Below are 22,168 nucleotides of genomic sequence, written 5' to 3' on the forward strand. Positions count from 1 at the left end.
ATTCAGGAAAGGAATGCTCCAATGGCTCGGATCTATCTATTAATGCTGATTATCGGTGTGAGTTTAACGAGTTGTGGGAGCACCGTCGCCCCGACTGCAACGATCGCACCAAGCACAACTAGCGTTAGCCAAGCTGAAGCAACTGCAACGGTTGCCCCCACGCTTGAGCCAACAACCGCCCCAATTGCCGCAATTACTGCCCCCATTACCTTGAGCGAAGGTTTTGCCCAACCAGAAGGCATGTTACACAATCAGCTTAGCGATCTGTATCTGGTTTCAAATATTAATGGTACACCATTTGGCCGCGATGATAACGGCTATATTGCGCAAATTAACCCCGATGGCACGCTTAATCAAGCCAAATGGATCGATGGCGCGAGTGCTGAGGTCGAATTGAATGCCCCCAAAGGCATGGCGATTGCCAATAATACCCTGTATGTGGCCGATCTGGATAGCGTGCGCTTGTTCGATGCAGTTTCGGGCGAGGTCAAAGGCACAATTGCAATTAGCGGTAGCAGCTTCTTAAATGATCTTGTGGCGCGTGATGATGGAACGGTGTTTGTCAGCGACATGGGAATTAACGAGGCGTTTGGCAGCACTGGTACGGCGGCGATCTATCAAATTGACCCTGCTGGTAATGTTTCGCTGGCGGTCAAACTTGCCGATGGTAATCCTAATGGCTTGGCTATGACTGCTGATGGTACGCTGTTGGTTTGCCGCTACGATACTGCGGTTGAGATTTTTGAACTGACTGCTGATGGTATATTGCAGCCTTATCGCAAGGCTAGCGCTAGCCAACACGATGGCTTGGTAGTGTTAGCTGATCAAAGTTTGTTGGTTTCATCGTGGCAAACCGCCAATATTCATCAATTAATGGCTGATGGCAGCGAACGCATTATTTACCATGGCCCAACTGGCGCTCCCGCCGATATTAATCTTGACCATCAACGTAAAGTTCTATTGATGCCGCTGATTATGACCAACCAAGTGGTATTATGGCCGTTAGCTGACTAAATTTAAAGCCCCGCAGCTTCAGCCAGATCTGCGGGGCTTTGATTCATTTAATTGATCAATTGCCATAACGCTGGCACTGCTGAGGGTTCCCAACCTGGCAGCGAGGTATGGCCTTGGCGACAGATGTAGGTGTTGCCTGCATAAGCTACGCCTGCGCCAGTGGCATAGCTGGTATAGGGTTGCCAAGCTTGAGTAGTTGGATTGGTTGGCGTGGCAGTTGGTACGTTGGTTGGGCGCGGTGTGGCGGTGGCAATTGGTGTGCCGGTTGGTGGCACGGTTGCGGTTGGCACTGCGCTTGGCCGTGGTGTGGCGGTTGGCACGCTGGTTGGGTTGGTGCCGCCAAAGGTCACATCCGAGCAGGTGTAAAAGGCTTCGGCACTATCCGAGCGCTGCCAAATTGAATAGATCAAATGGCGGCCAGTTTTGTTGTTAGGAATGCGGGCATTGATCACATATGAGCCATTAACTAATTGCGGATTGGTGACCTTCAAAAAGGGCGTGGCCTCAAGATCCGACCATTTGAGGGCTTGGGTCGGGCTATAACCGTCGCGAGTAATATAAAACTCGAACGAACCAGGGTGCGGTGCGGTCGCCCGATAGAGAAAACTCATCGAACTGCCAGATGTTAATGGTGTGGCGGGCCAATCGGCGCGAGCTAGATCAAAGCCGGCATACTTGGCGCGGCCTGCACTACACAATTTGCCATCGGGAATTAACGAACGATGCTGACCCGCAGCATTACCAATATTAACTTCATTCCAATCGTAGAGTGGCTGCGTGCCTCCGATATCAATTGCTGCGCGACAAGCGGCGGTATCAGGAGTTTCTGGGCCTTCAAGAAAACATGCATATGTCCGACTGACTGGCGTTTGCATCGCTCCGTGAGCGTTAACTTGGCTGCTAATTGCCAAAACCAGCAATAATGCCGACCAACAACCGACGGTTAAACTAAAGATACGGCGTTGTACCATTGGATTGTCCCCCTCGTACTAGGTTCGGAGCGGCGTGGCTCCGCGTTATGGGTTTTCCAGTTCAACACAACCAACGCTGGCGGACAAAAGCGTAAAGGCTTGATCGTAGTAACATTTAATACGCTCTTTATAATTTCACTGGAATTATAAAGATTCCTTAAGTAAAAGTCAATGATTTTTAAGAAATATGTTGCAAAAGCCCCTAATCGATCATCTTGGTTTAACGATCTATACCAATATTGGCTATAGCATGATTTAACTATTTTAGTGCTAGAGCATTGACAGAGTTGTAAAAATCATTTAATATTTTCTTCAATAATTTGGGAACGATCTCAAATAGTTGTTGCAATTCAAAGACTTTTGCTGCGACTGCTAGCTGAGCAATCTCCATCCTAGATTGAAACCGATCCCAAATGCTGCTCTATTTAATTATGTTGAACTATTGCAGCAGATAATTGTCCTGTTGCAATAGCCCAAAAAGGATCGACCAATGACTGTTCATTTCCAACGGCGGAAACGATCACGCACGCTGATCGCAGCCTGTAGCACGGTTGCATTGACGGCAAGTGTGGCTTTTGGGAACATCTCCTCAGTGTTTGGGGTTATCCAACACGAATCCCGCAATACGACCCCGGCTAATCTCCCCGCCGCTGCGGTAGCAGCTTCCTCACTGATTCGGGTCAACCAACATGGCTATTTGCCCAACGCGATCAAACGCGCTAGCTTGGTCAATAGCAGTAACTCGCCTGTGGCATGGCAATTGCGCAATAGCTCTGGCACAACCGTACTTTCAGGCAATACCACGGTTTTTGGCTACGATGCCAGTTCTGGCGATACGATTCATATCATCGATTTTTCGGGCTACACTGGCACAGGCAGCAGCTTTACGTTAGCAGCGGCTGGCAATCTGAGCCATCAATTTGATATTAGCTCAACAGTGTATCGCCAATTAAAATACGATGCCCTCGCCTACTTCTACCATAATCGCAGCGGAATTGCGATCACCATGCCCTATGCTGGACGCAATGATCTGACTCGACCTGCTGGCCACGTTGGCATCGCTCCCAACCGTGGCGATACCAATGTACCCTGTGCGCCTGGCACTGGCTGTAGCTATTCGCTGAATGTAGTTGGCGGCTGGTACGATGCTGGCGATCATGGCAAATATGTGGTCAATGGTGGGATTTCGGTCTGGACATTGCTTAACCAATATGAGCGCAACCAATATTTAGGCTCGTCGGCAGCCGATTTTGGCGATGGCCGCATGAGTATTCCTGAAAATAGCAATGGTGTAGCCGATTTGCTCGACGAGGCGCGTTGGGAATTGGATTTTATGTTGCGCATGCAAGTGCCTGCTGGCCAACCACGGGCTGGCATGGTGCACCACAAAATGCACGATGCCAACTGGACTGGCATTCCACTGCGCCCCGATCAAGATTCACAGGATCGGGTATTACGCCCACCAAGCACCGCCGCAACCTTGAACTTGGCGGCAACTGCGGCCCAAGGCTCACGGATCTGGCGTTTCATTGATCCAACGTATTCAGCACGTTTGCTGAGCGCTGCCGAAACTGCTTGGGCAGCGGCGCGGGCTAACCCCAACGTAATTGCTTTGGATAGCGATGGAACTGGCGGTGGTTCGTATGGCGATCCGCAAGTTGGCGATGAATTTTATTGGGCCGCCAGTGAACTCTACATCACAACTGGCAAAGCCGAATACAAGAGCTATTTGCAAAGCTCAAGCTACTACCAAGATGTACCCAGCGATTACAGCAGCCGCGAACCAGCCATGACGTGGGGCACAACCGAGGCACTTGGCACAATTTCGTTGGCGGTTGTACCCAGCGGTTTCAATAGCAGCGAACTGGCGGGCGTGCGCAATGCAGTGATCAGCGCAGCCACCGTGTTTGCCAATAACACCACTGGACAAGGCTATGGCACACCATTTAATTCAACCAGCACTGGTTATCCATGGGGTTCCAACTCGTTTGTCTTGAATAATGGCATTATTTTGGGCTTGGCCCACGATTTCACTGGCAACGTGAGCTATCTCAATGCGATGAGCCAAGGTATGGATTATTTGCTGGGCCGCAATGCGATGGACAAATCGTATGTGACGGGCTATGGCGAAAACCCCTTGCAAAACCCGCATCACCGTTTCTGGGCCTTTCAAGCGAATAGTGGCTTTCCTCGCCCACCAGCTGGGGCAGTTTCAGGCGGCCCTAACTCGGCCTTGCAAGACCCTTATGCTCAAAGCATTGGCTTGCCTGGCTGCAACGCCCAAAAATGTTTCGTCGATCATATCGAATCGTGGTCAACCAACGAAATTACCATCAACTGGAATGCACCATTAGCTTGGGTCGCCGCCTATTTAGATGAAAAGGCTGGTTCGGTAATACCACCGACGGCTACGCCAATTCCGCCAACTGCGACTCCAATTCCGGCGACCGCCACGCCACGCCCAGCCACAGCTACGCCAATTCCGGCGACGGCAACCCCGATTGGCCCAACCGCGACGGCTACGCCAATTGTGCCAACCGCCACGCCACGTCCAGCGACGGCAACTCCTGTGCCAACCAACACGCCAGTTGTGCCAACCCAAACGAACTCAAGTTGCCAAGTGACCTATACAATTTCTAACCAATGGCCAACCGGCTTTACCGCCGATGTTGTGATCAAAAACAACGGTGCGGCGATCAATGGCTGGAACCTTGCTTGGACGTATGCTGGTAATCAATTTATTAGCAATTTGTGGAATGGCAATGTGAGCCAAGTTGGTCAAGCGGTCAATGTGACCAACGTCAATTGGAATGGCTACTTAGGCACTGGGGCAACTGCTAGTTTTGGCATGCAAGCGAGCTTTAGTGGCACAAATGCCAAACCAACTGCTTTCAGCTTGAATGGTATCGCCTGTAGCGTTACGCCGTAAGGTTTCTGCTATTCATCGATGATCATCAGAGGCACTACACCGCTCCACATGCATAATCCATGTGGAGCGGTTGGTTTGCTGTTAACGCGAATTAATTAAGGGATGGTATCGCCGACATCCTCAATTACAAATGCTTCATTGGCATCAATCAACCCATTGAGATTATCGTCGTAGCCCATACGTAGAGTTCCGCCATTGCCCGACCATTGACTGAAATCGATCAGCAAAATCTCGTTTTCAAACAAACTAATGCCTTCGTCGGGAGAGTTGAAAATTTCAATCCCTTGATCATCAATCCGCTCCATCGACAGACTAAAGGTAACACTTTCGTCGGGGATAGCGGTGATGGCACGTAGCCCAACGAGTTTGTTTGAGGCATCAACCTCAAGTCGGAAGGAATCATCGGCGCTGAGGTCAAAGTCCTCGATATAGAAATCGAAGTCGTCGGTGGGAGTTTCAAAGCCAAGATACATCGTGGGCGAGGTGGTTGTTTGGGTGGTAAAGGTAATAACATTGCCTTGACTGCCAACAATGACTTCGCTTGGGAAGCCACTTGCAACGGTCGTTTCCACCTCGAAGGTATAGCCACGCCCAATCGATCTGATACTCACGGGAATATTAGTTTGATTTTCACTTGGAGCTGAAAGTACAAAGTGACCATCAGCATTTGGCTGTAAAACAAAATACTTTAAGACAGGGCTTGACCATGAATCAACCAGCGGATTCGACGGTGCCAAATCCATCCATGGCGTGATGAATTCGGGATTGGAAATATCCGCATTTCCTTGATTCACATTTCCCATTCCATCATTTGTCGTTGTTGGTGGTAAAATGATCGGATTGTCCGATGAAGCTGTGGTGTTAAGTAACGGATCTGATTCGGCGCATAGTGCGCAGGTTTGTTGGCCTTGGCGTGGCTCGATTGGTGCAAGGCCTAACGTGAGGCTTTGCGCCGTCCCGTTGTAGTCATCGCTGGTTTGGTTGGGGTCTAGGGCAGGCGAGTATGACCATGTATTGGTTGCAGTATTGACGATCAACTCACGGGCGATCGTGGGGCTATTACTATCGTAGACTTGGATTGCCACTTCGTTTGCTGAAATATCGCGCAGCCCCATCGGCACGACCGAGTGGCCACCGCTGCGATCCAATTTGCTGAAGCGTAAGGTATAAAAGGCAGTTTGGGTATTGGCAAACGCTGTTCGCAAGACGGCTACTAGATCGCGGGGTGGGGCGATAATCCGAGCCGCCCGCCCAGGATTAGGAATCATGGTTGCATACCAATAGGCAATCTCGCGTTGGAGCTTTTGATTGCCTTCTAACACAAGGTCGCGGGTGCGGGCTGCTCCGAAATCAGCAGGATTCAAGATCCCACGCTGAAATAGGATACTGAGTACAGCCATCCCCTCACAATGCCCATATTCCATCGTGCTATTGACCCACTCCATCCAGCGTTCGGCAGGCGGGGTGAGGGTACAGACATCATTTTGGATGGTGGCACATACTTATGATCCATAGAGGCGACGCATCTCGACTGGAGTTAAGTTTTGATAGCTGTTCCCGCCATAGTTGGCAAATTGAAAGCCATCGGACATGACGAAGGCTCGATTATTGAAAACGGCGGGAAGATAAATTGGTGCAGCTCCCTGTGGTGTCGAAGCAAAGGTGGCAGGCATCCCAAGCGCCAAAAGCAGGAAACTGAGCAAGGTGACGAGGCGGAAGGATGTGCGCCGCTTGTGAGTTGAATCGAGGAATCGCATAAACGCCCTTTCTTGAAAATCCGGAACACTAGCGATGCGCCGCAGAGATCATGCGGCGAATTATGCTAGTTGCCTTGCCCCGCTCACTTACAGTATCAGTGAGGCATCAGCGTGTACCAAATTAGGATGATGGGTGATTCGTTGATGGTAGTATGGGTGATTAACGAGCGAGTTTACGGTGAGGGCGATGAGATTAATGCGATTTTGGCGATGCTATATGGGTTTGAATTATCAAACGCAATTTAGAACAACCACCAAGTAGTTCGTTACTTGGTGGTTGTTTTTTGCCAAACTAAGGCGGGTGGTAGATTTTGCAAAGCTTGACCAACTGTTTTATAGGGCTGTAATAGCAAATTAGCCTCAGTCGCATGCGTTGGTAGCGGCAGATTTACAAATCCTAAATCTTGCTTACAACCTAGGATAATAATTCTTTTGCGAAGCTGCGGTGTTCCATAATCAGCAGCATTGACTACACCGAATGTTACGTTATACCCAAGCTTACGAATATCATCGATTATCAGATGTAATAATTGGCCATTATTAATTCCCTGTAAACCTTTTACGTTCTCTAACAAAAAGTAATTTGGATTAAGATCACTTAGAAAACGAATAAACTCGTAAATTAAATTTCCACGAGGATCGGATAACCCTTTTTGTTTACCAGCCTGACTGAATGATTGACAAGGAGGCCCACCATATGATAGATCGAGTGGTTGGCTCATTAATGATTTAGGTTGAGTAATATCAATAATATTTTGACAAATCACATTTTTATTCGCGAAATGATGTTCAAGACTGGTACATGCATCACGATCGATATCAATTGATGCAATTGTTTGCCATTTTGCATTGGGTAATTTGGCCTGTTGAGCACCTAAATTAAGCCCACCTGCCCCACTGAAAATACTTAATGCTGAAAATAAGCTTTTTTCTGGATGATGAGCTTTTGCATGCTGTAAGATTGTTTGTAATATAGCCGTTGCTAATGGAACTGGAACTGCATTACCGATTTGACGTTGAATACTAGTTAATGAGCCAATAAATTCGAAGTTGTCAGGAAAGCCTTGTAATCGTGCAGCCTCACGAGTTGTAATAAATCTATTTTCAAAAGGATGGACAAATTTATTGAAGATAAAGGCAGTAACTGTTAACGATGGCTTATTAGGATCTAAGCGAATCATCCGTAGATTTGGCCCACCTTGACGTGATGGATCTTCTTTAACATAATAGCGAAAACTTTCATGCCAAAGGTGTTCGGGTAGATCCTGCATTTTTTGCCCAATACCAAGATGATTAATCCGCTCTTGAACTTGCATCCCCACATTACGTGTATAGTGATTCGTAATTTTTGACATAACATATAGTCCTAGAATTGAACTCGATTCTGTTTTAGCTCTTAATCAGATTGAGGAATGATCCAAGCAGCTCGGCAATCACGTCGCAGATAAAGTTGGCTCGTCGGATCACTATTATGCTTGATGATGAGGTATTGGCGTAGGAAGGCATGGCGTGTGCAACGTTCACGATTCCATTGCATCTGGTCTCGGTGAGATTGGTTGGTTTGATGCTTCTCAAGCTTGGTGAGTGTGGTAGGCCTTGCGTGGACAATAATCGTCGCTACTCGCCTAGGGTTCAATTCAGGATGCCGATTTAATGGAACAACCCAATCATTAATTATTGTAGACTCTCCACAATAATAGTTGATAAGATTGGGTATCAGCATATCAAGTGATTCGTAATGACAGAAAAATTCGTGATGAACTGGGCCTGGAATGTAATCCCAGATTTTCCAATAGCAGGCTTGGCGGTTTTCAATCTGCAATGCAATGCTTGATACAAGACTATCTAGTGGCCTTGGTGTTTTTTCCTGTGTAACATCCTGCGACAGATTATAGGTTGGGTGATCGGCGGGCTTGGATACGTTGGCATACCAAAAATAGGGTACTTGAGATGGAAGTCCTTGGCTTCGACGTTGTTGAGCATAGCGGATTGCGGTTGCGACTTCTTCCTCGTCCCATACATGGAATGTTACATCCAAGCCAGCTGCGCGTAATGGCTCAAAACTATCCATATGGTGCTTTCTATGTTAAATAATAAACTCACCATTTTTGTAGCACAGCGCATTATTGGCATACACTTCAGCTTGATGTAAATCGCAGACTAAATCCCAGTGCAGGGTTGATTCATTTTTGCCGCCACACTCAGGATAGGCTCGACCAAGTGCTAAGTGCATCGTTCCAGCCATCTTTTCATCGAAAATAGTATGACCAGTTGGTTTTGTAATGCCTGGGTTCAGGCCGAAGGCAACCTCGCCAATATACCGAGCACCAGCATCAAGATCAAGCATGGTATGCAGAAAATCTTGGCCTTGCTCAGCAGTTGCTTGGGTTACTTTGCCATCTTCAATCACGAGCTGAATTCCGCTAACCAAATTCCCCTGATAAATGCTTGGATAGCTAATCTTCAATCGGCCATTGACTGAATCTTCGATTGGCGCGGTAAAGACTTCGCCATCGGGCAGATTGCGTTTACCAGCACAATTAATCCAAATGCGATCTTCACAGCGATAACTCAAATCAACGTCTGGCCCTTCAATCCGAATTGAGCGACAACTATTGAGGAAGTGGGTAACTTTTTGCTGTTGTTGATGGATGGTCTGCCACGCTGTAACTGGATCTGGATGATCAAGCAGATAGGATTTTACTACCAAGTCTTCAAAATCCCACAGCGACATACCTGCGTCTTGAGCAAAAGCCTCGGTTGGATAAAGCACATCGCACCAGCGCAATTGATTTTGAGCTGCTCTGCTATCGAATAATACTTGGACTGGGCCGAATGCTTTTCGGCGCAATAGTTGGCGTTGTTGATCGGCTTGGTTGAAATGTTTCGTATTTATTTCGCTATAAATATCACACCAAGTAGTCATGGTTTCAATTTCGTGAACTAAGGTGCTTGGCACAAATTGCAGCTGCTCAGGAGTGCCCTCTTTGAGCATAATTTCTTCAAATACCGGATCGACAATTTTGGGAATAACTAAGGCTCCAGCATGGAGTGCCTCGCGGTAGAGCGCATAGAGCAATGGCTTCGCAATAGCTTCAGCTTGAATTCGTAGCAAATCGTTTGGTTGTAGCTCTAATGAGTGATGGACAATGATTTTGGCCAACTGTTGCCAGCGTTGATCAAACACACATATCTCCCATTCAACATGGTAGTTCAGCTGAGTATAGTTGATTCGTCAACTAACGAAAGGATGAGGGATGAAATTTAACCATGAAGCATCCCGTACATTAATTATCTTCGTGCTCTTCGTGGTTAAAAAAGGCGATCCTTCTTGGTGCTTTCGCCAAATTTGACAGCCCATGCCGCCTATGCTATAATCGCTCGCGTTGTGAACAAACACACAACACCGACAAGCGGGGGCGTAGCTCACCTGGTAGAGCGCGACAATCGCACTGTCGAGGTAAGGGGTTCGAGTCCCCTCGCCTCCACCAACTTGCTTGGTGTAACTAAATCGATATGGGGGTGTAGCTCACTTGGTAGAGCGTCGCAATGGCATTGCGAAGGTAAGGGGTTCGATCCCCCTCACCTCCACCAAATCAACTCAAGGCGCAACCCTTGAGTTTTTTGTTTTAGCGTTGCATCTAAGCTGCCTGATACAGGTATAATATGCGCCAGTCACGACCACCAGTCCGTTGTGTTGAGGGAGTTCGATGCAGATTCGTGAAGCAGCTGTTGATGAACATAGCCAAGCCTTGGAGATCATTCGCCAAGCCTTTGTTGAATATGAAGCGATCCTCGATCCGCCCTCTAGTGTTGGCTGGGAAACCGTTGAGAGTTTTCGCTCGCGCATGGGCGATGGCGGGGTATTGGTCGTCGAATCGCACAATCAATTAATTGGCTGCGTGCTGTACGAGCGACGTGGCAGCGATACACTCTATTTGGGACGCTTGTCGGTGTTGCCCGCCTATCGTGGCCGTGGTTTAGCTAAACAGCTGATTGTTGCGGTTGAAGCAATTGCCCAAGCCGAACAGCGTCAGATTATTACGATTGGCGTGCGTCTAGCCTTGCCGCACTTGATCGCCATGTATCAACAATTGGGCTACATCATTACTGAATACCACAGCCATCAAGGCTATCCTGAGCCAACCTATGTGACCATGCAGCATCAATTACGCACCACCGCAGCATAAAGTAGGGCTTTGAATGTATCTCAAACGACTTGAAATTCAGGGATTTAAAACCTTTGCCAATCGCACAGTGATTGAGTTTCCGCTAGGAGTGACGGCGATTGTCGGGCCAAATGGTTCGGGCAAGTCCAACGTTACCGATGCGATTCGTTGGGTGCTGGGCGAACAAAGTTTCTCGGCTTTGCGCTGTCGCCGCACCGAAGATCTCATTTATAGCGGCGGTGGCAAACGTGCCGCCCAAGGTATGGCTGAAGTCGCCCTAACGATCGATAATACCGATCGCACCTTGCCGCTCGATTTCAACGAAGTCACAATCACGCGCCGCTCGTTTCGCTCTGGCGAGAATGAATATTTCTTGAATAAAAATAAAGTTCGTTTGCGCGATATTCAAGAAGCCACATCGCCCTTGGCTTCGAGTTATACCCTGATCAATCAAGGTTTGGTTGATGCTGCCTTGACTTTACGTCCCGAGGAGCGCCGCAGCTTATTCGAAGATGCCGCCTCGATTAGCCTTTCGGTCAGTAAACGCGCCGAGGCCGAGCGGCGACTCAAACAAACCGAAGACAATCTAGGCCGCATTTTGGATACCTTGGCTGAGATCGAGCCACGTTTGAAGGTGCTGCGCCGCCAAGCGCGTGAGGCTGAGCAGGTTCATGAAATTGAAACCGCCTTGCAGCAAGCCCTGCTGATTGCTTATCGCCGCCAGTGGCAGGCCGCCCAAAGCTTGGTCGCTCAAGCCGAAATTGCTTTTGCTAAGGCCGAAAAAGTTCTAGCTCACGCTCAAGTTGGCCAGGCTCAAGCCGAGCAACAACTTGGTGCATTACGCCAGCAGCGTGATCAGCAGCAGCAATTGGTTGAGCAACAACACCAGCAATTGGCCCAATTTGAGCGTGAATGGGAAGCCGTGGAGCGTGAATGGGCGGTGTTGACTGAGCGCCAACAAGCGCTGATCACCCGTCGCGCTGAGGCTCACGAGCGTCAGCAAAGCCTAGAGCGAGAGCAAACCCAAGCCCAAGCGCGAGCGCTTGAGTTAGCTGAACAGGCTGCCCAAGCCCAAGCGGCCTTGATTGCTCAGCGCCACGCCTTAACCACAATTGAGGCTGGCGAACAAGCGACTATTGCCGCCCGCCGCGAAGCTGATCAAGCCCTCAAACAAGCCCAAGAAGCTGCTTTGCAAGCAACCAGAACCTTGAACGAGGCTCAGCAACGGGCCAAATTGCAGCAAGAGCGTTGGCAAGCGTTGGCCAATGAATTAACCACCAACCAACAGCAACTTGCCGCTAGCCAAACGCGCATTCAGCAAGCCCAAACCACCCTTGAACAAGCCCAACAGCTATATCAACAGGCCGAAGCTGAGTTTAACCAAACTCAAGCCAATGAAGAGGCTGCCCAAAAAAGTTTGTTGGAAGCCCGTAATCTGCGCCGTGAGCAAGAAGAAGCTGTGGCCTACGCCCGCCGTGAAGCCGATGCCTTGCATAGTCGCTTGGATGCCTTGCGCCGCACTGCCGCTGCCGGAGCTGGCATGTTTACTGGGGTTCGGGCGGCTTTGCAATGGGCCGAAAAGCAGCACCAGCAATTTGCCGTGGTTGCCAGCGTGATTGAAGTGCCTGCTGAGTTAGAAACGGCCTTGGAAGTGGCGTTGGGTGCACGCTTGCAAAATATTATCGTGCCCAATTGGGAAGCCGCCGAAGCCGCGATTGCTGAACTCAAACGCACTGATGCTGGCCGTGCTACCTTTTTGCCGCTCGATACGCTACGCACGCCACGCCCAAGCCGCATTCCCCAAGGCAAAGGGGTTTTAGGGCTTGCCAGCGAGTTGGTGAACTATGCCGAGGCCTATGAACGGGCGGTGCAGCATTTGCTTGGGCGCACAATTGTGGTCGAAGATTTAGCCACTGCACGGCGAGTTTTAGCCGAACTTGATGGTGCTTGGACGATTGTGACGCTTGGTGGCGAACAAGTTGGCTCATCGGGGGCGATGACTGGTGGCGCTAGAACTCGTGAGGCTGGTACGTTGCGCCGCGAACGAGAATTGCGTGAATTGCCCGCCCAACTTGAGGCCGCCCAACAACAACTCGCCGAGCATGAACAACAGCTCAAGCAGGCGATTGCCGCAATTGGCAATGCTGAAAAAGCAGTTCGTGAGGCCGAGCAAGCCCGCCGCAGCAACCGCACTACCATGGAAAAAGCTCGTGATAGTTTGGCGCAACGCCAACGTGGCCTTCAGCAAATTGAGCAAGAGCAACAATGGCAACAACTGCGCAGCAACAATGTTCAACAAGAGCAAGCCCGCCTTGCCGAGCAACTTGCCGCCAGCCAAACCGCAATTGAGCAGGCGCAAATCCATGGTGCTGAGCATGAACGTTTGGTTGTTGCTGCCCGTGAGCAAGCCGAAACCGCAGCGGCGGCCAGTCGGGCTAGCGAAGAACGGGTTGCGGCAGCACGAGCAGCGATTGTCTCCAGCGATGCAACCTTGCAGGCGACCCAGCGTGCCCAACGCGATCAGCAACAGGTGATTGATGGCTTGGTGCGGCGGAGCCGTGAAGATCAGCAACGCCAGCACGAGTTGGTTGAACAATTGGCCTTGGCTGAAGCCCAAAGCGTGCTTGTAGCCGAACGCCGTCAGCAAGCCCAGCTGCAACGTGAGGCCGTTTATGCCGAGCAAGCCCCGTTGCTCGAACGCTTGAATCAGGCAAATTTGGCGCTGCAACACGCCGAATTGCAAGAGCGGGCAGCCTCGCAGGCCTTTGTTCAAGCGCAAACCAGCCTTAGTCGGGCTGAAAGCCAATTGGCGACAGCCAACACTCGCCGCGACCATGTGTGGGAACGTTGCGCCGAAGAGAATATTGATATTGAGCAATTGGATTTGCGCCAAACGCCTGAGGTTGAGCAGGCTGAATTATCGGCCCAAGCCTTGAACGAGCAAATTGATCAGTTGCGCAACAAACTGCGGCGAATGGGCACGATTAACCCACTTGCGCCGCAAGAATATGCTGAGCTTGGCGAACGCAATCAATTCTTAACGGGCCAAGTCAGCGATATTCGCCAAGCGGCTGATGGCCTGCGTGAGTTGATTAACGAGCTTGAAACGGCCATGAATAGCCGTTTTGCCCAAACATTTAGTGCCGTGGCCGAAGAATTTAGCCTAGCCTTTACCCGTTTGTTTGGTGGTGGTACAGCCCAGTTGATTTTGAACGACCCCAATAGCAGCGAAAGTGGCATTGATATTATTGCCCAACCACCAGGCAAACGCCGCCAACCGCTCTCCTTGCTCTCTGGGGGCGAACGTTCATTGACCGCCGTGGCACTGTTGGTGGCCTTGTTGAAAGTTAATCCCACGCCGTTTTGTGTGATGGACGAAGTTGACGCAGCCCTGGATGAAGCCAATGTTGTGCGACTTCGTGAACAATTAATTGAGATGAGTCAACAGACCCAGTTTGTCTTGGTGACGCATAACCGTGGTACTGTGGAAGCGGCTTCAACCTTATATGGCGTGACGATGAATCCTGATGGAGCTTCCAAAGTGTTGTCGATTCGCCTTGATCAGTTGGTCGATGATGGTGGGGCAGTGCGAATTGTTGAGACAGTTGGTTAAGAAACTACCACACTATCCGGCCAAAGATTGTGATACACTCTATGCTGAAACGCCTATGTTTCCTCGTTGGTTGGGTGGTGCTGGCTAGTTTGTGGTGGACAGATCTAGCAGCAGCTCATGGCGGCAATTACATCATCAATGAGACACGAAATCAATATTTTGTGGTCGTTTCGTTGGCTCCTGCGCCAATGAGCGTTGGCCGTGGCGATGCCAGCATTGCGGTGCGTAACAGCAACGATTATGCCGCATTGCCTGTTGAAGCAATTTCGTTGGTGTTGATTGATCCTGATGGTCAAGAATTTCGCTACACGCCTGCGCCCGAAAGCCGCCCAGAAGATGCAATTTATGGTTCGCATGACCTCGATTTTTCGAGCAGCGGCGATTGGCAATTTCTGATGAGCTTCAGCGAGGCTGGCCAAACCCAAGAATTTCGCACAACCGTGAATGTTGCTGGTGGCATTATGCGCTGGCTCAACGTAATTCTCTACATGGCACCTCTTATTGTGCTAGCAATCTTAATTACCTTGGCAGCGCTGCGCAATCGGATGCTGCGCAAGGCGGCGATGGAGTCGGATGCCCATGCAACATAAATTCAATCGGTGGCGGCTAATTGCCCTGTTGTTGACATTAGGAATCCCCGGTTTAATTGCTTGTGGTGAGGCGGCTCAGCAAGCGACACTTACCCTAGGCGAGCCAGCCGTGCCTTATATCGAGCCAGCATTTGGCGAAAAATTAGCCAGTGGTCAGGCCTTATTTGGTCAATATTGTGCCAATTGTCATGGCCAAAGTGGCGAGGGTATGGGGCCGTTTCCTGCGCTCAACGATGGCATGCATGCCTATTCACACCCCGATTGGGAATTAATTTCGCTGATTCGCGATGGTAAAAATTCGATGCCAGCCTTTGGCTCGCAACTCAGCGAAGAAGAAATAATTACGATCATCGCCCGAGTGAAAGCATGGTGGGGGCCGGGTAAACTATCCGAGCAACGCCAATTATGTTTGATCTCGCCGGGGCCAACTCCGACCTTGATGCAATAAATTCATGAAGCAACACTGGCACAAATTAACCAACAAACAGGCATGGCTGCCAATCGCTGGTAGCCTATGTGGCTTGATCCTCACGCATGGGATTGCCCTAGCCTGTATTGTCTATTGTGCCGTGATTCAGTCCGATAATCCATTAATCGCCCATCATGGGCATCATCATCACCAAACCCAAATTCCGGTTATGATTGATGATTTTCAACATCTCCAACCTGCGCCGTTTACTTCAGGCGTGCTGGAGCAAGGCCATGAAGTGCCCTTGGCTTTAGCAACCTTGCTGATTTTGCTTGGCTCAATCCGAATTGCCCGTTGGATCTACCGCGAATTAGGCTATCTTGGGCGTTCATGGATCGAGCGTCCACTTGCCCCGCCGCCACGTTACCTTGGTTGTAATGCTTAATCTCATTCGTTTGATCGGTTTTGGCATTCTTTGGCAGATCGTTGTGATCTGCTGCAATCAAGGATTTACAGAATGAAACGTTTAATTGCATTATTAGCATTGGTAATTATTTTTGCTCAGCCAAGCGTTGGTTCAGCACACTCAAAATTGGCTAGTTCAACCCCCGCCGATGGCTCGAAGTTGGCAGCCGCGCCAAGCGAAGTTGTGCTGACCTTCAACGACGAATTGGAATCCGAAGGCTTGAAATTAAGCGTTACCGATGCCAATGGCGCTGTGGTTGATACCGGTGATGGTCGGGTTGATTTGGCTGATCTTGAGCGCAAAACTATGCGCGTTTCGTTGAAATCGGGCTTGGGGACGGGCAGCTACACCGTTCGTTGGTCGGTGGTTGGCAGCGATGGTCACGAAGTAACTGGTTCAATTGGCTTTGCTGTGGGCGATGCGGCTGTGCCAACCCCCGCCGAGCCAGATCATCACAGCCCAGGCTTGCCAGCAACTGGTAGCAATGGCTTCAATCTTGGCATGCTGGTGGCTGCAATCATTATCTTTATGATTGCTGGCGTGGCTTTGCGCCGCCGCTCAGTTCGTGCCTAAGCCTGTAGTTTGAGTGATTAAGCGTGCTAGGTTGCGGCCTAGCACGCTTTTTTTGCTATAGAGGAATGGGGATCGGTTGTTGGGGGTGTGGGATCGGCGATTGGGTGTGATTTACCGTCGATTGACATGCCCTCACCCCCTAGCCCGCCGAGCAAGGCGAGGGGGAAGCCTTCGATCATGAAGCGTGGAACGCCCCTCGCCCGCCGCAGTGGGAGAGGGATCGGGGGTGAGGGATCGTAAATCCTAGCCCGACCCCTACTAGATTTAAGGAACAATAGCTATGAAGCGGATTTTAATTGTAGCTCTATTTGTGCTGTGTTTATGGCCAAGTGTGGCGGCGGCTCATGCCTTGGTTATCGAGAGCAGCATTGTTGATGGGGCGGTGCTCGATGTCGCACCTGCCGAGGTTGTGTTGCGATTTAGCGAGCCGCTTGATCGTAGTTATAGCTCGTTGACGCTCTACAATGAGCAATCGCAGCCAATTGGCCTACCGCAAACCCAGTTTCCTGCTGCCGATAGTATGCAAGTGGCCTTGCCTGCCGAGCTTCGGCCTGGCGAATATACCTTGATTTACAAAGTGCTTTCGACCGCCGATGGCCATCGTTCGGCTGGCTCGTTGCTGTTTAGCATTGGCACTGGGGTTGCTCCCACCGCGCCCTCGGTCGAAGTTAGTGCAACCGCCAATGCTGGCTTGAATTGGGGCGTGGTCAGCGGGCGTTCAATCGCCTTAACTGGCGGCTTAGGGGCGATTGGCGGCTTGGCGTGGTTGTTGATTTTATTATTGCCAGCAATTCAACATAATCCTGAATCACGTTTGCCGTTGCTGGTTCGCCCAACGATTTGGCTGACCCAGCTGAGTTTGGTTTGGCTGTTGATTGGCTCGGTTTGGGAATTTGTGGTGCGGGCCAGCGATTTTGGTGATGGTAGTTTAGCCTCAATTCAATATGCCGATGTGCTTTCTTCGATGGCGATTAGCCGTTGGGGCGTGTTGGCCTTGATTCGCTTGGTCGCGATCACACTGTTAATTCCGCTGACGTTCTTGGCTGCTTACCAAAAACCAATGGGCTATGTTGCCTTGGCTTTGGCAAGTTTAAGCCTATTGACCTTTAGTATGAGCGGCCATGCAGCGGCTAACATCGACGATCCAATCACGCCGGTGGCCTCAGATTGGATGCATATGCTGACGGCGGCGGTTTGGTTTGGTGGCTTGATTGGTATGGCTTTGAGTGCTTGGGTACTCCGTAAAACCGAGGCGGCGCTACGTAACAGCGCTTTGGCTTGGCTGATTGCCCGATTTAGCCCGTTGGCCTTGTTTAGCATTGCGATGGTTGTGTTGACTGGTACGATGCGTACCTTTGACCAATTGCCAACCTTGGCAGGCTTGTGGGAATCGCGCTACGGCCAGACCTTGTTGATCAAGTTGGCGGTGATGCTGGCAGCTTTGTTGCTCGGCTCTTGGCATTGGCGTAAGCTTAATCCCCGTTTGCAAGCTGCCAAAGATCAAACAACTGTGGTAAAAATTGGCCTGACCTTGGGCTTGGAAAGTGCTTTGGCGATTGGGGTGATTCTGGTTGCTAGCGCTTTGACTCAAACGCCACATCCAGTCAAAGCCGCTCCCAGCGCTGGTGGCACTGCCCGACCAACCTTGCCAACGCCAACCCCACGGGTCGCCCAGCCGCTCTATCTAACAGCGCAGCGCGAAGATTTAACCATGACCCTCGATACTGATGATAATCGGCCTGGTGAACGCCAATTTAGCGCAACCGTCCGCGATGCGAATGGCGTAATTCGCCCAGATCGAGTACGCTTACGCTTTGAATCGCTTGATCTCGAAGCTGGCCAACAAGTGGCAATTCTTGAACCTGCTACTGATGGACGTTTTACCGCGACCTCAGGAGCGCTAAGCTTGGTTGGGCGCTGGAAGATCGAAATGCAGGTGCGTCGTTTGAATTTGCCCGACGTAACTGCTGAATGGACTGTGGAGATAACGCGCTAATGCTACGTTTTGCTGTGCCTTCCAAAGGTGCTCTTGCTGATGATACGTTTCGCTTTTTTGAAAGCTGTGGCCTGAAAGTCTCGCGACCCAATCCGCGCCGCTACACGGCTTCGATCAAAGCGCTGCCCGAAGTTGAAGTCTTGCTGCATCGTGCACCCGATATTGTCGAGAAAGTCGCCGATGGCTCGATTGATTTGGGCGTAAGTGGCTATGATTTGGTCGAAGAACTGGGCGGCGAGAGCGATGATCTAGTCGTGGTCTATAAAGATTTGGGCTTTGGCTACTGCGATTTGGTGCTGGCCGTGCCCGATCATTGGATTGACGTAACCTCGTGGCGTGATGTGGCCGATTTGGCGGCGGAGTATGCCCGGGCTGGCCGCCAATTGCGCATCGCCACCAAGTTTCCCAATTTGGTGCGCCAATGGTGTCATCAGCAAGGCATCAATGTTTTTGCGCTGATCGACTCGCAAGGTGCAACCGAGGCCGCGCCTTCGTTGGGATATGCCGATATCATCGCCGATTTGACAGCCACTGGGACAACCCTACGCGATAATCATCTCAAAATGATTCAAGGAGGCACAATTCTGCAAGCGCAAGCTGCATTAATCGCCAACCGACGGTCGCTACGGGAAAGTTCGCAAAAACAACGGGTTGTCCAATCGATTTTAGAGCTGATCGAAGCTCGCCATCGCGCCAAAACCTATGTTTCGTTGATTGCCAACGTGCCAGGCTCGGATGTTGCCGATGTTGGGGCAAGAGTGGTAGCCCATGCCGCCTTGGCAGGATTGCAAGGCCCAACTGTTTCGCCAGTTTGGAGTCGCGATGGTGGTGAAGGCTGGTACGCGGTGTCGTTGGTCGTCGATAGCGCCAACATTTTGCCAGCGATCGATCATTTGCGTTCGATTGGCTCGACAGGCATTACGGTTCTGCCAGTCCACTATGTTTTTGCCGAACGTTCTCAAAGTTTTGCCGCATTGAGCGAGTTGATGCACAAAAGCTAGCAGAAGGTGCTCCACGCTGGAGGCACTGATGTTAACTGCAAGTGAACAATTGGTAACTGCGATTAAATTGCGCGAGCTGGGCTTGCAACGTGAGCAAGCCCTTGCAACCTATGCTGAAATTAGCCAACGTTTAGCCACAATTGAAGACCCCCACGCTCGGATTAACCTGCTTCACGAGCAGCTCCAGCAATTAACCTTTGCCAAACAGCCGCTGCACCCAAGCATCACCAACATGCGTTTATTGAGCGATCCAGCTACGCCTGCGAGTAGCGAATTAACTGCTTGGTGGTCGGCTGAGCTAGAGCGCGAACTGGCTAGCGGCCAACTGCGAGCCGAATTAGTCTCGATTTTCGGCGCACTATTTCAAGAATGGCTTGATCATGCTGAAGTGGCGGCGAGCTACCCCGAGCAGGCCCAGAGCCTCGTTACCCAAATTAATCAGCCAAGCATGGCAACCACGCATGGGGTGGTGCTCGATGCCATCTTTCATGATCAATTTGATCCTGAAACTCGCAGCGAATTGAGCAAAGCGCTACAGGCTGAGCCTGATGAAATTGATAGCGATACACTCTGCGCGATCTTGCGGCGGATTGCCAAAGATAGTTTTTACAGCGCCGCTACCCGGTCTGAGGCTCGTCAGATTTTGGGCGATCCGATTATGCGCAAAGAATTGGCCGATGCGTTGATGATTGTGCGGACGCAATTGGCCGATTGGCGCTGGCCCAAGTCCGGAGTTACGGCGGTTGCTCAATTTGCGCGAACAAAATGGCGTTTATTTTTGCAAGAAGATTTACTGACCGCCTGTTTGCATCACGTCGTTGCTGAACATTGGCAAGAGTATTTTGCTAAGTTTTGTCGGGTCAACAGCAGCTTGCCCCTGAAAAAACTCAAGCGCATCGCCCAAGATCGCGGCTATGATCGCGATTTGAACAAGTTAATTGCCGAAAGCTATGCAGTTTCCAAAAGCGTTAATTTGTGGCATACCCTGCGCCGCCCGCTGGCACTCGATGCGGCTGAACAGCTTGAACTATATGGCAATCCGCAATCGATTTTTGCCAGTCGAGCCGCTGAAATTACACGCTTGCAGCAATGGAGCCAATTGGCCGAGTATGATAGCAATTATGAGCATAATCTCGAAGTTGCATTACGCTTGATCAACGCCGAAATTCAGCTTGGCTTGCACGCCACGCCCGACCAAGCCATCTATGTGCTCAAAACCGATTTCCGCGATTATTATCCATCGCTCAATCAGCAATTTGTGCTCGATGTGTTGCAGCGTATGGGCTTGAGCCAGCAGCAAATCGGGTTTTTTGCTGAATATATGGCAGTGCCGTTGCAAGTCAATCAGCAAGCGACCCAACAACAGATTGGCATTCCCAATCATCGTCCAATTTCAGACATTTTAGGCGAGTTGGTGTTGCGGTTGATGGAGCAATATCTTGAGTTGCATGCTCATGTGCAAATCGTGCGCTTCGTCGATGATTTGACGATTATCGCCACCGATCCTGATGAAATGCGCAAAGCATGGCAAGCACTACAAACCTGGTGTACTAGCTGTGGCCTGAATTTGAACGAGCAAAAAACTGGCGCAATGGCAATTAATGACCAATTACCCAGCGAATTACCGCATCAAGCGCCGCATTGGCTCTTTTTGACGCTTGATGCGCAAGGCACATGGCAACTTGATCATAGTCTGATTGGCGAATATATTAACCAAACTGCCCAGACTATCACTAATACACCTGCAATTCTTAATAAAATTGAGGTGTATAATGGCGCTTGTACCTACCTATGCCAAGCGATTGGTCTGCGGGTCAACCTTGGGGCTAGCCATCGCGAGCAGGTGCGTACAACCTTATGGCGCTATGGTCAACAAATCATTCAACAAGGCAGCATGGTGGCCTATATTGGCGATTTGATTCACCAGCGTTTGAACAACAGCGTTAGTTTGCCTGAAGGTTGGTTTCATTGGCCAATCACCGCTGGCGGCTTGGGCATTCAGCAACCGTTGATTATTGCTCACAGTTACCAGCAAGCGTGGCAAGCAGCTACAGCGCCAAGCGTGCCAACAGAACGGCTGGCATGGTGGCAACAAAACGATAATCCATGGGGCAAGTTTTATCGCCATTGGTTGCAGAAACTTGCGGCAACTGAGCCAGAAGCCAACAGCGTATTAACGTCATTGACCGATGATTTTATTGCACGAGGCGGCGAGGTTCGCAATGGCGAGCAACATGGCTTATCGGCCTATTGGCGCTGGGTGCTGGCACTCTACGGCCCTCAAATGCTTGAACGCTGCGGAAGTTTTCGTTTTCTCTTTACAGAACTCGTGCCATTACAACTGATTGCACGTAAATCAGCTCATAAATTGCACGGCGCGGTCGAATAAACTGCCTCGCGAGAGAAATGACATTTAAACTCCCAATCGTGATCTAATAGTTAGTTTTTGTTAATGTTAATTGTCGTCAAGTGAGGTGATTAATAACTCCTACAGGGGATCTTTAATCACCTCAACATAGGATAACGAATCACCTATTTCTACTCCCTTGACTGTGATTAACAATGCTAGCTAGCTATGTTAGTATTTGTAAACGTTTACACAAATTAAAAAGACCTAACTATCTGTGAGGAAGCAAGGACTATTCAACCATTGCTGAATAGGTGAACATTTGCAAAACTT

17 protein-coding genes and 2 tRNA genes are annotated in these 22,168 nt (G+C 50.1%); 13 read left to right on the forward strand and 6 right to left on the reverse strand.

Going from position 1 to position 22,168, the window contains the following annotated elements; all coding sequences use genetic code 11:
- Nucleotides 1–21 precede the first annotated feature (21 nt).
- Complete coding sequence (locus DEF47_RS15040; protein ID WP_012190188.1) at nt 22–1,014, forward strand: SMP-30/gluconolactonase/LRE family protein; 993 nt, start codon at nt 22–24, stop codon at nt 1,012–1,014.
- 47 nt (nt 1,015–1,061) lie between these two features.
- Here DEF47_RS15040 and DEF47_RS15045 read toward each other — a convergent pair whose 3' ends face one another.
- Nucleotides 1,062–1,985 (reverse strand): lytic polysaccharide monooxygenase auxiliary activity family 9 protein, encoded by a 924-nt coding sequence (locus DEF47_RS15045; RefSeq protein WP_012190187.1) that lies wholly within the window; start codon nt 1,983–1,985, stop codon nt 1,062–1,064.
- 490 nt (nt 1,986–2,475) lie between these two features.
- On the opposite strand from DEF47_RS15045, the gene DEF47_RS15050 reads away from it, so the two are divergent.
- Nucleotides 2,476–4,914, forward strand: a complete 2,439-nt coding sequence (locus DEF47_RS15050; RefSeq protein WP_012190186.1) for a glycoside hydrolase family 9 protein — start codon at nt 2,476–2,478, stop codon at nt 4,912–4,914.
- A 95-nt stretch (nt 4,915–5,009) separates the two neighbouring features.
- Here the strand turns inward: DEF47_RS15050 and DEF47_RS15055 are convergent, their stop codons facing one another.
- From DEF47_RS15055 to DEF47_RS15075, 5 genes are all read right to left on the reverse strand, one after another.
- Nucleotides 5,010–6,314 (reverse strand): hypothetical protein, encoded by a 1,305-nt coding sequence (locus DEF47_RS15055; protein WP_287045216.1) that lies wholly within the window; start codon nt 6,312–6,314, stop codon nt 5,010–5,012.
- 102 nt (nt 6,315–6,416) lie between these two features.
- Entirely contained in the window at nt 6,417–6,671 is a 255-nt protein-coding gene (locus tag DEF47_RS15060; protein ID WP_041304513.1) for a hypothetical protein, read from the reverse strand.
- A gap of 266 nt (nt 6,672–6,937) precedes the next feature.
- Nucleotides 6,938–8,026 (reverse strand): DNA cytosine methyltransferase, encoded by a 1,089-nt coding sequence (locus tag DEF47_RS15065; protein ID WP_012190184.1) that lies wholly within the window; start codon nt 8,024–8,026, stop codon nt 6,938–6,940.
- Nucleotides 8,027–8,067: 41 nt separating this feature from the next.
- Nucleotides 8,068–8,742 carry a hypothetical protein gene (locus DEF47_RS15070; protein ID WP_012190183.1) on the reverse strand — a complete coding sequence of 225 codons (675 nt, stop codon included), beginning with the start codon at nt 8,740–8,742 and terminating at the stop codon, nt 8,068–8,070.
- Between the two features lie 15 nt (nt 8,743–8,757).
- Complete coding sequence (locus DEF47_RS15075; RefSeq protein ID WP_012190182.1) at nt 8,758–9,858, reverse strand: aminopeptidase; 1,101 nt, start codon at nt 9,856–9,858, stop codon at nt 8,758–8,760.
- A gap of 228 nt (nt 9,859–10,086) precedes the next feature.
- Here DEF47_RS15075 and DEF47_RS15080 point away from each other — a divergent pair.
- The 11 genes from DEF47_RS15080 (at nt 10,087) to DEF47_RS15130 (ending at nt 21,877) form a co-directional block, all read left to right on the forward strand.
- Nucleotides 10,087–10,162, forward strand: a tRNA-Ala gene (locus DEF47_RS15080).
- A 27-nt stretch (nt 10,163–10,189) separates the two neighbouring features.
- Nucleotides 10,190–10,265 (forward strand) — tRNA-Ala (locus tag DEF47_RS15085).
- 116 nt (nt 10,266–10,381) lie between these two features.
- Entirely contained in the window at nt 10,382–10,861 is a 480-nt protein-coding gene (locus tag DEF47_RS15090; protein ID WP_012190181.1) for a GNAT family N-acetyltransferase, read from the forward strand.
- A gap of 13 nt (nt 10,862–10,874) precedes the next feature.
- Nucleotides 10,875–14,453, forward strand: coding sequence for a chromosome segregation protein SMC (gene smc / locus DEF47_RS15095; protein ID WP_012190180.1), 3,579 nt, complete (start codon nt 10,875–10,877; stop codon nt 14,451–14,453).
- 41 nt (nt 14,454–14,494) lie between these two features.
- Nucleotides 14,495–15,043: a hypothetical protein gene (locus tag DEF47_RS15100; protein ID WP_012190179.1), complete on the forward strand. Its 549-nt coding sequence runs from the start codon at nt 14,495–14,497 to the stop codon at nt 15,041–15,043.
- Nucleotides 15,033–15,491, forward strand: a complete 459-nt coding sequence (locus DEF47_RS15105; RefSeq protein WP_041304510.1) for a c-type cytochrome — start codon at nt 15,033–15,035, stop codon at nt 15,489–15,491. Before DEF47_RS15100 ends, DEF47_RS15105 begins: the two co-directional genes overlap by 11 nt.
- Nucleotides 15,492–15,495: 4 nt before the next feature.
- The gene (locus DEF47_RS15110) at nt 15,496–15,897 is read left to right on the forward strand and encodes a hypothetical protein (protein ID WP_012190177.1); all 402 of its coding nucleotides are present in this window, start codon (nt 15,496–15,498) and stop codon (nt 15,895–15,897) included.
- Between the two features lie 72 nt (nt 15,898–15,969).
- Entirely contained in the window at nt 15,970–16,491 is a 522-nt protein-coding gene (locus DEF47_RS15115) for a copper resistance CopC family protein (RefSeq protein ID WP_012190176.1), read from the forward strand.
- Between the two features lie 280 nt (nt 16,492–16,771).
- Entirely contained in the window at nt 16,772–18,487 is a 1,716-nt protein-coding gene (locus DEF47_RS15120) for a copper resistance CopC/CopD family protein (protein ID WP_012190175.1), read from the forward strand.
- Nucleotides 18,487–19,488, forward strand: coding sequence for an ATP phosphoribosyltransferase (gene hisG / locus DEF47_RS15125; protein ID WP_012190174.1), 1,002 nt, complete (start codon nt 18,487–18,489; stop codon nt 19,486–19,488). Before DEF47_RS15120 ends, hisG begins: the two co-directional genes overlap by 1 nt.
- Before the next feature lie 28 nt (nt 19,489–19,516).
- Entirely contained in the window at nt 19,517–21,877 is a 2,361-nt protein-coding gene (locus tag DEF47_RS15130) for a reverse transcriptase domain-containing protein (protein ID WP_012190173.1), read from the forward strand.
- Nucleotides 21,878–22,168: the final 291 nt, after the last annotated feature.

This window comes from Herpetosiphon sp. (assembly GCF_003512625.1).
Taxonomy (GTDB): domain Bacteria; phylum Chloroflexota; class Chloroflexia; order Chloroflexales; family Herpetosiphonaceae; genus Herpetosiphon; species Herpetosiphon aurantiacus.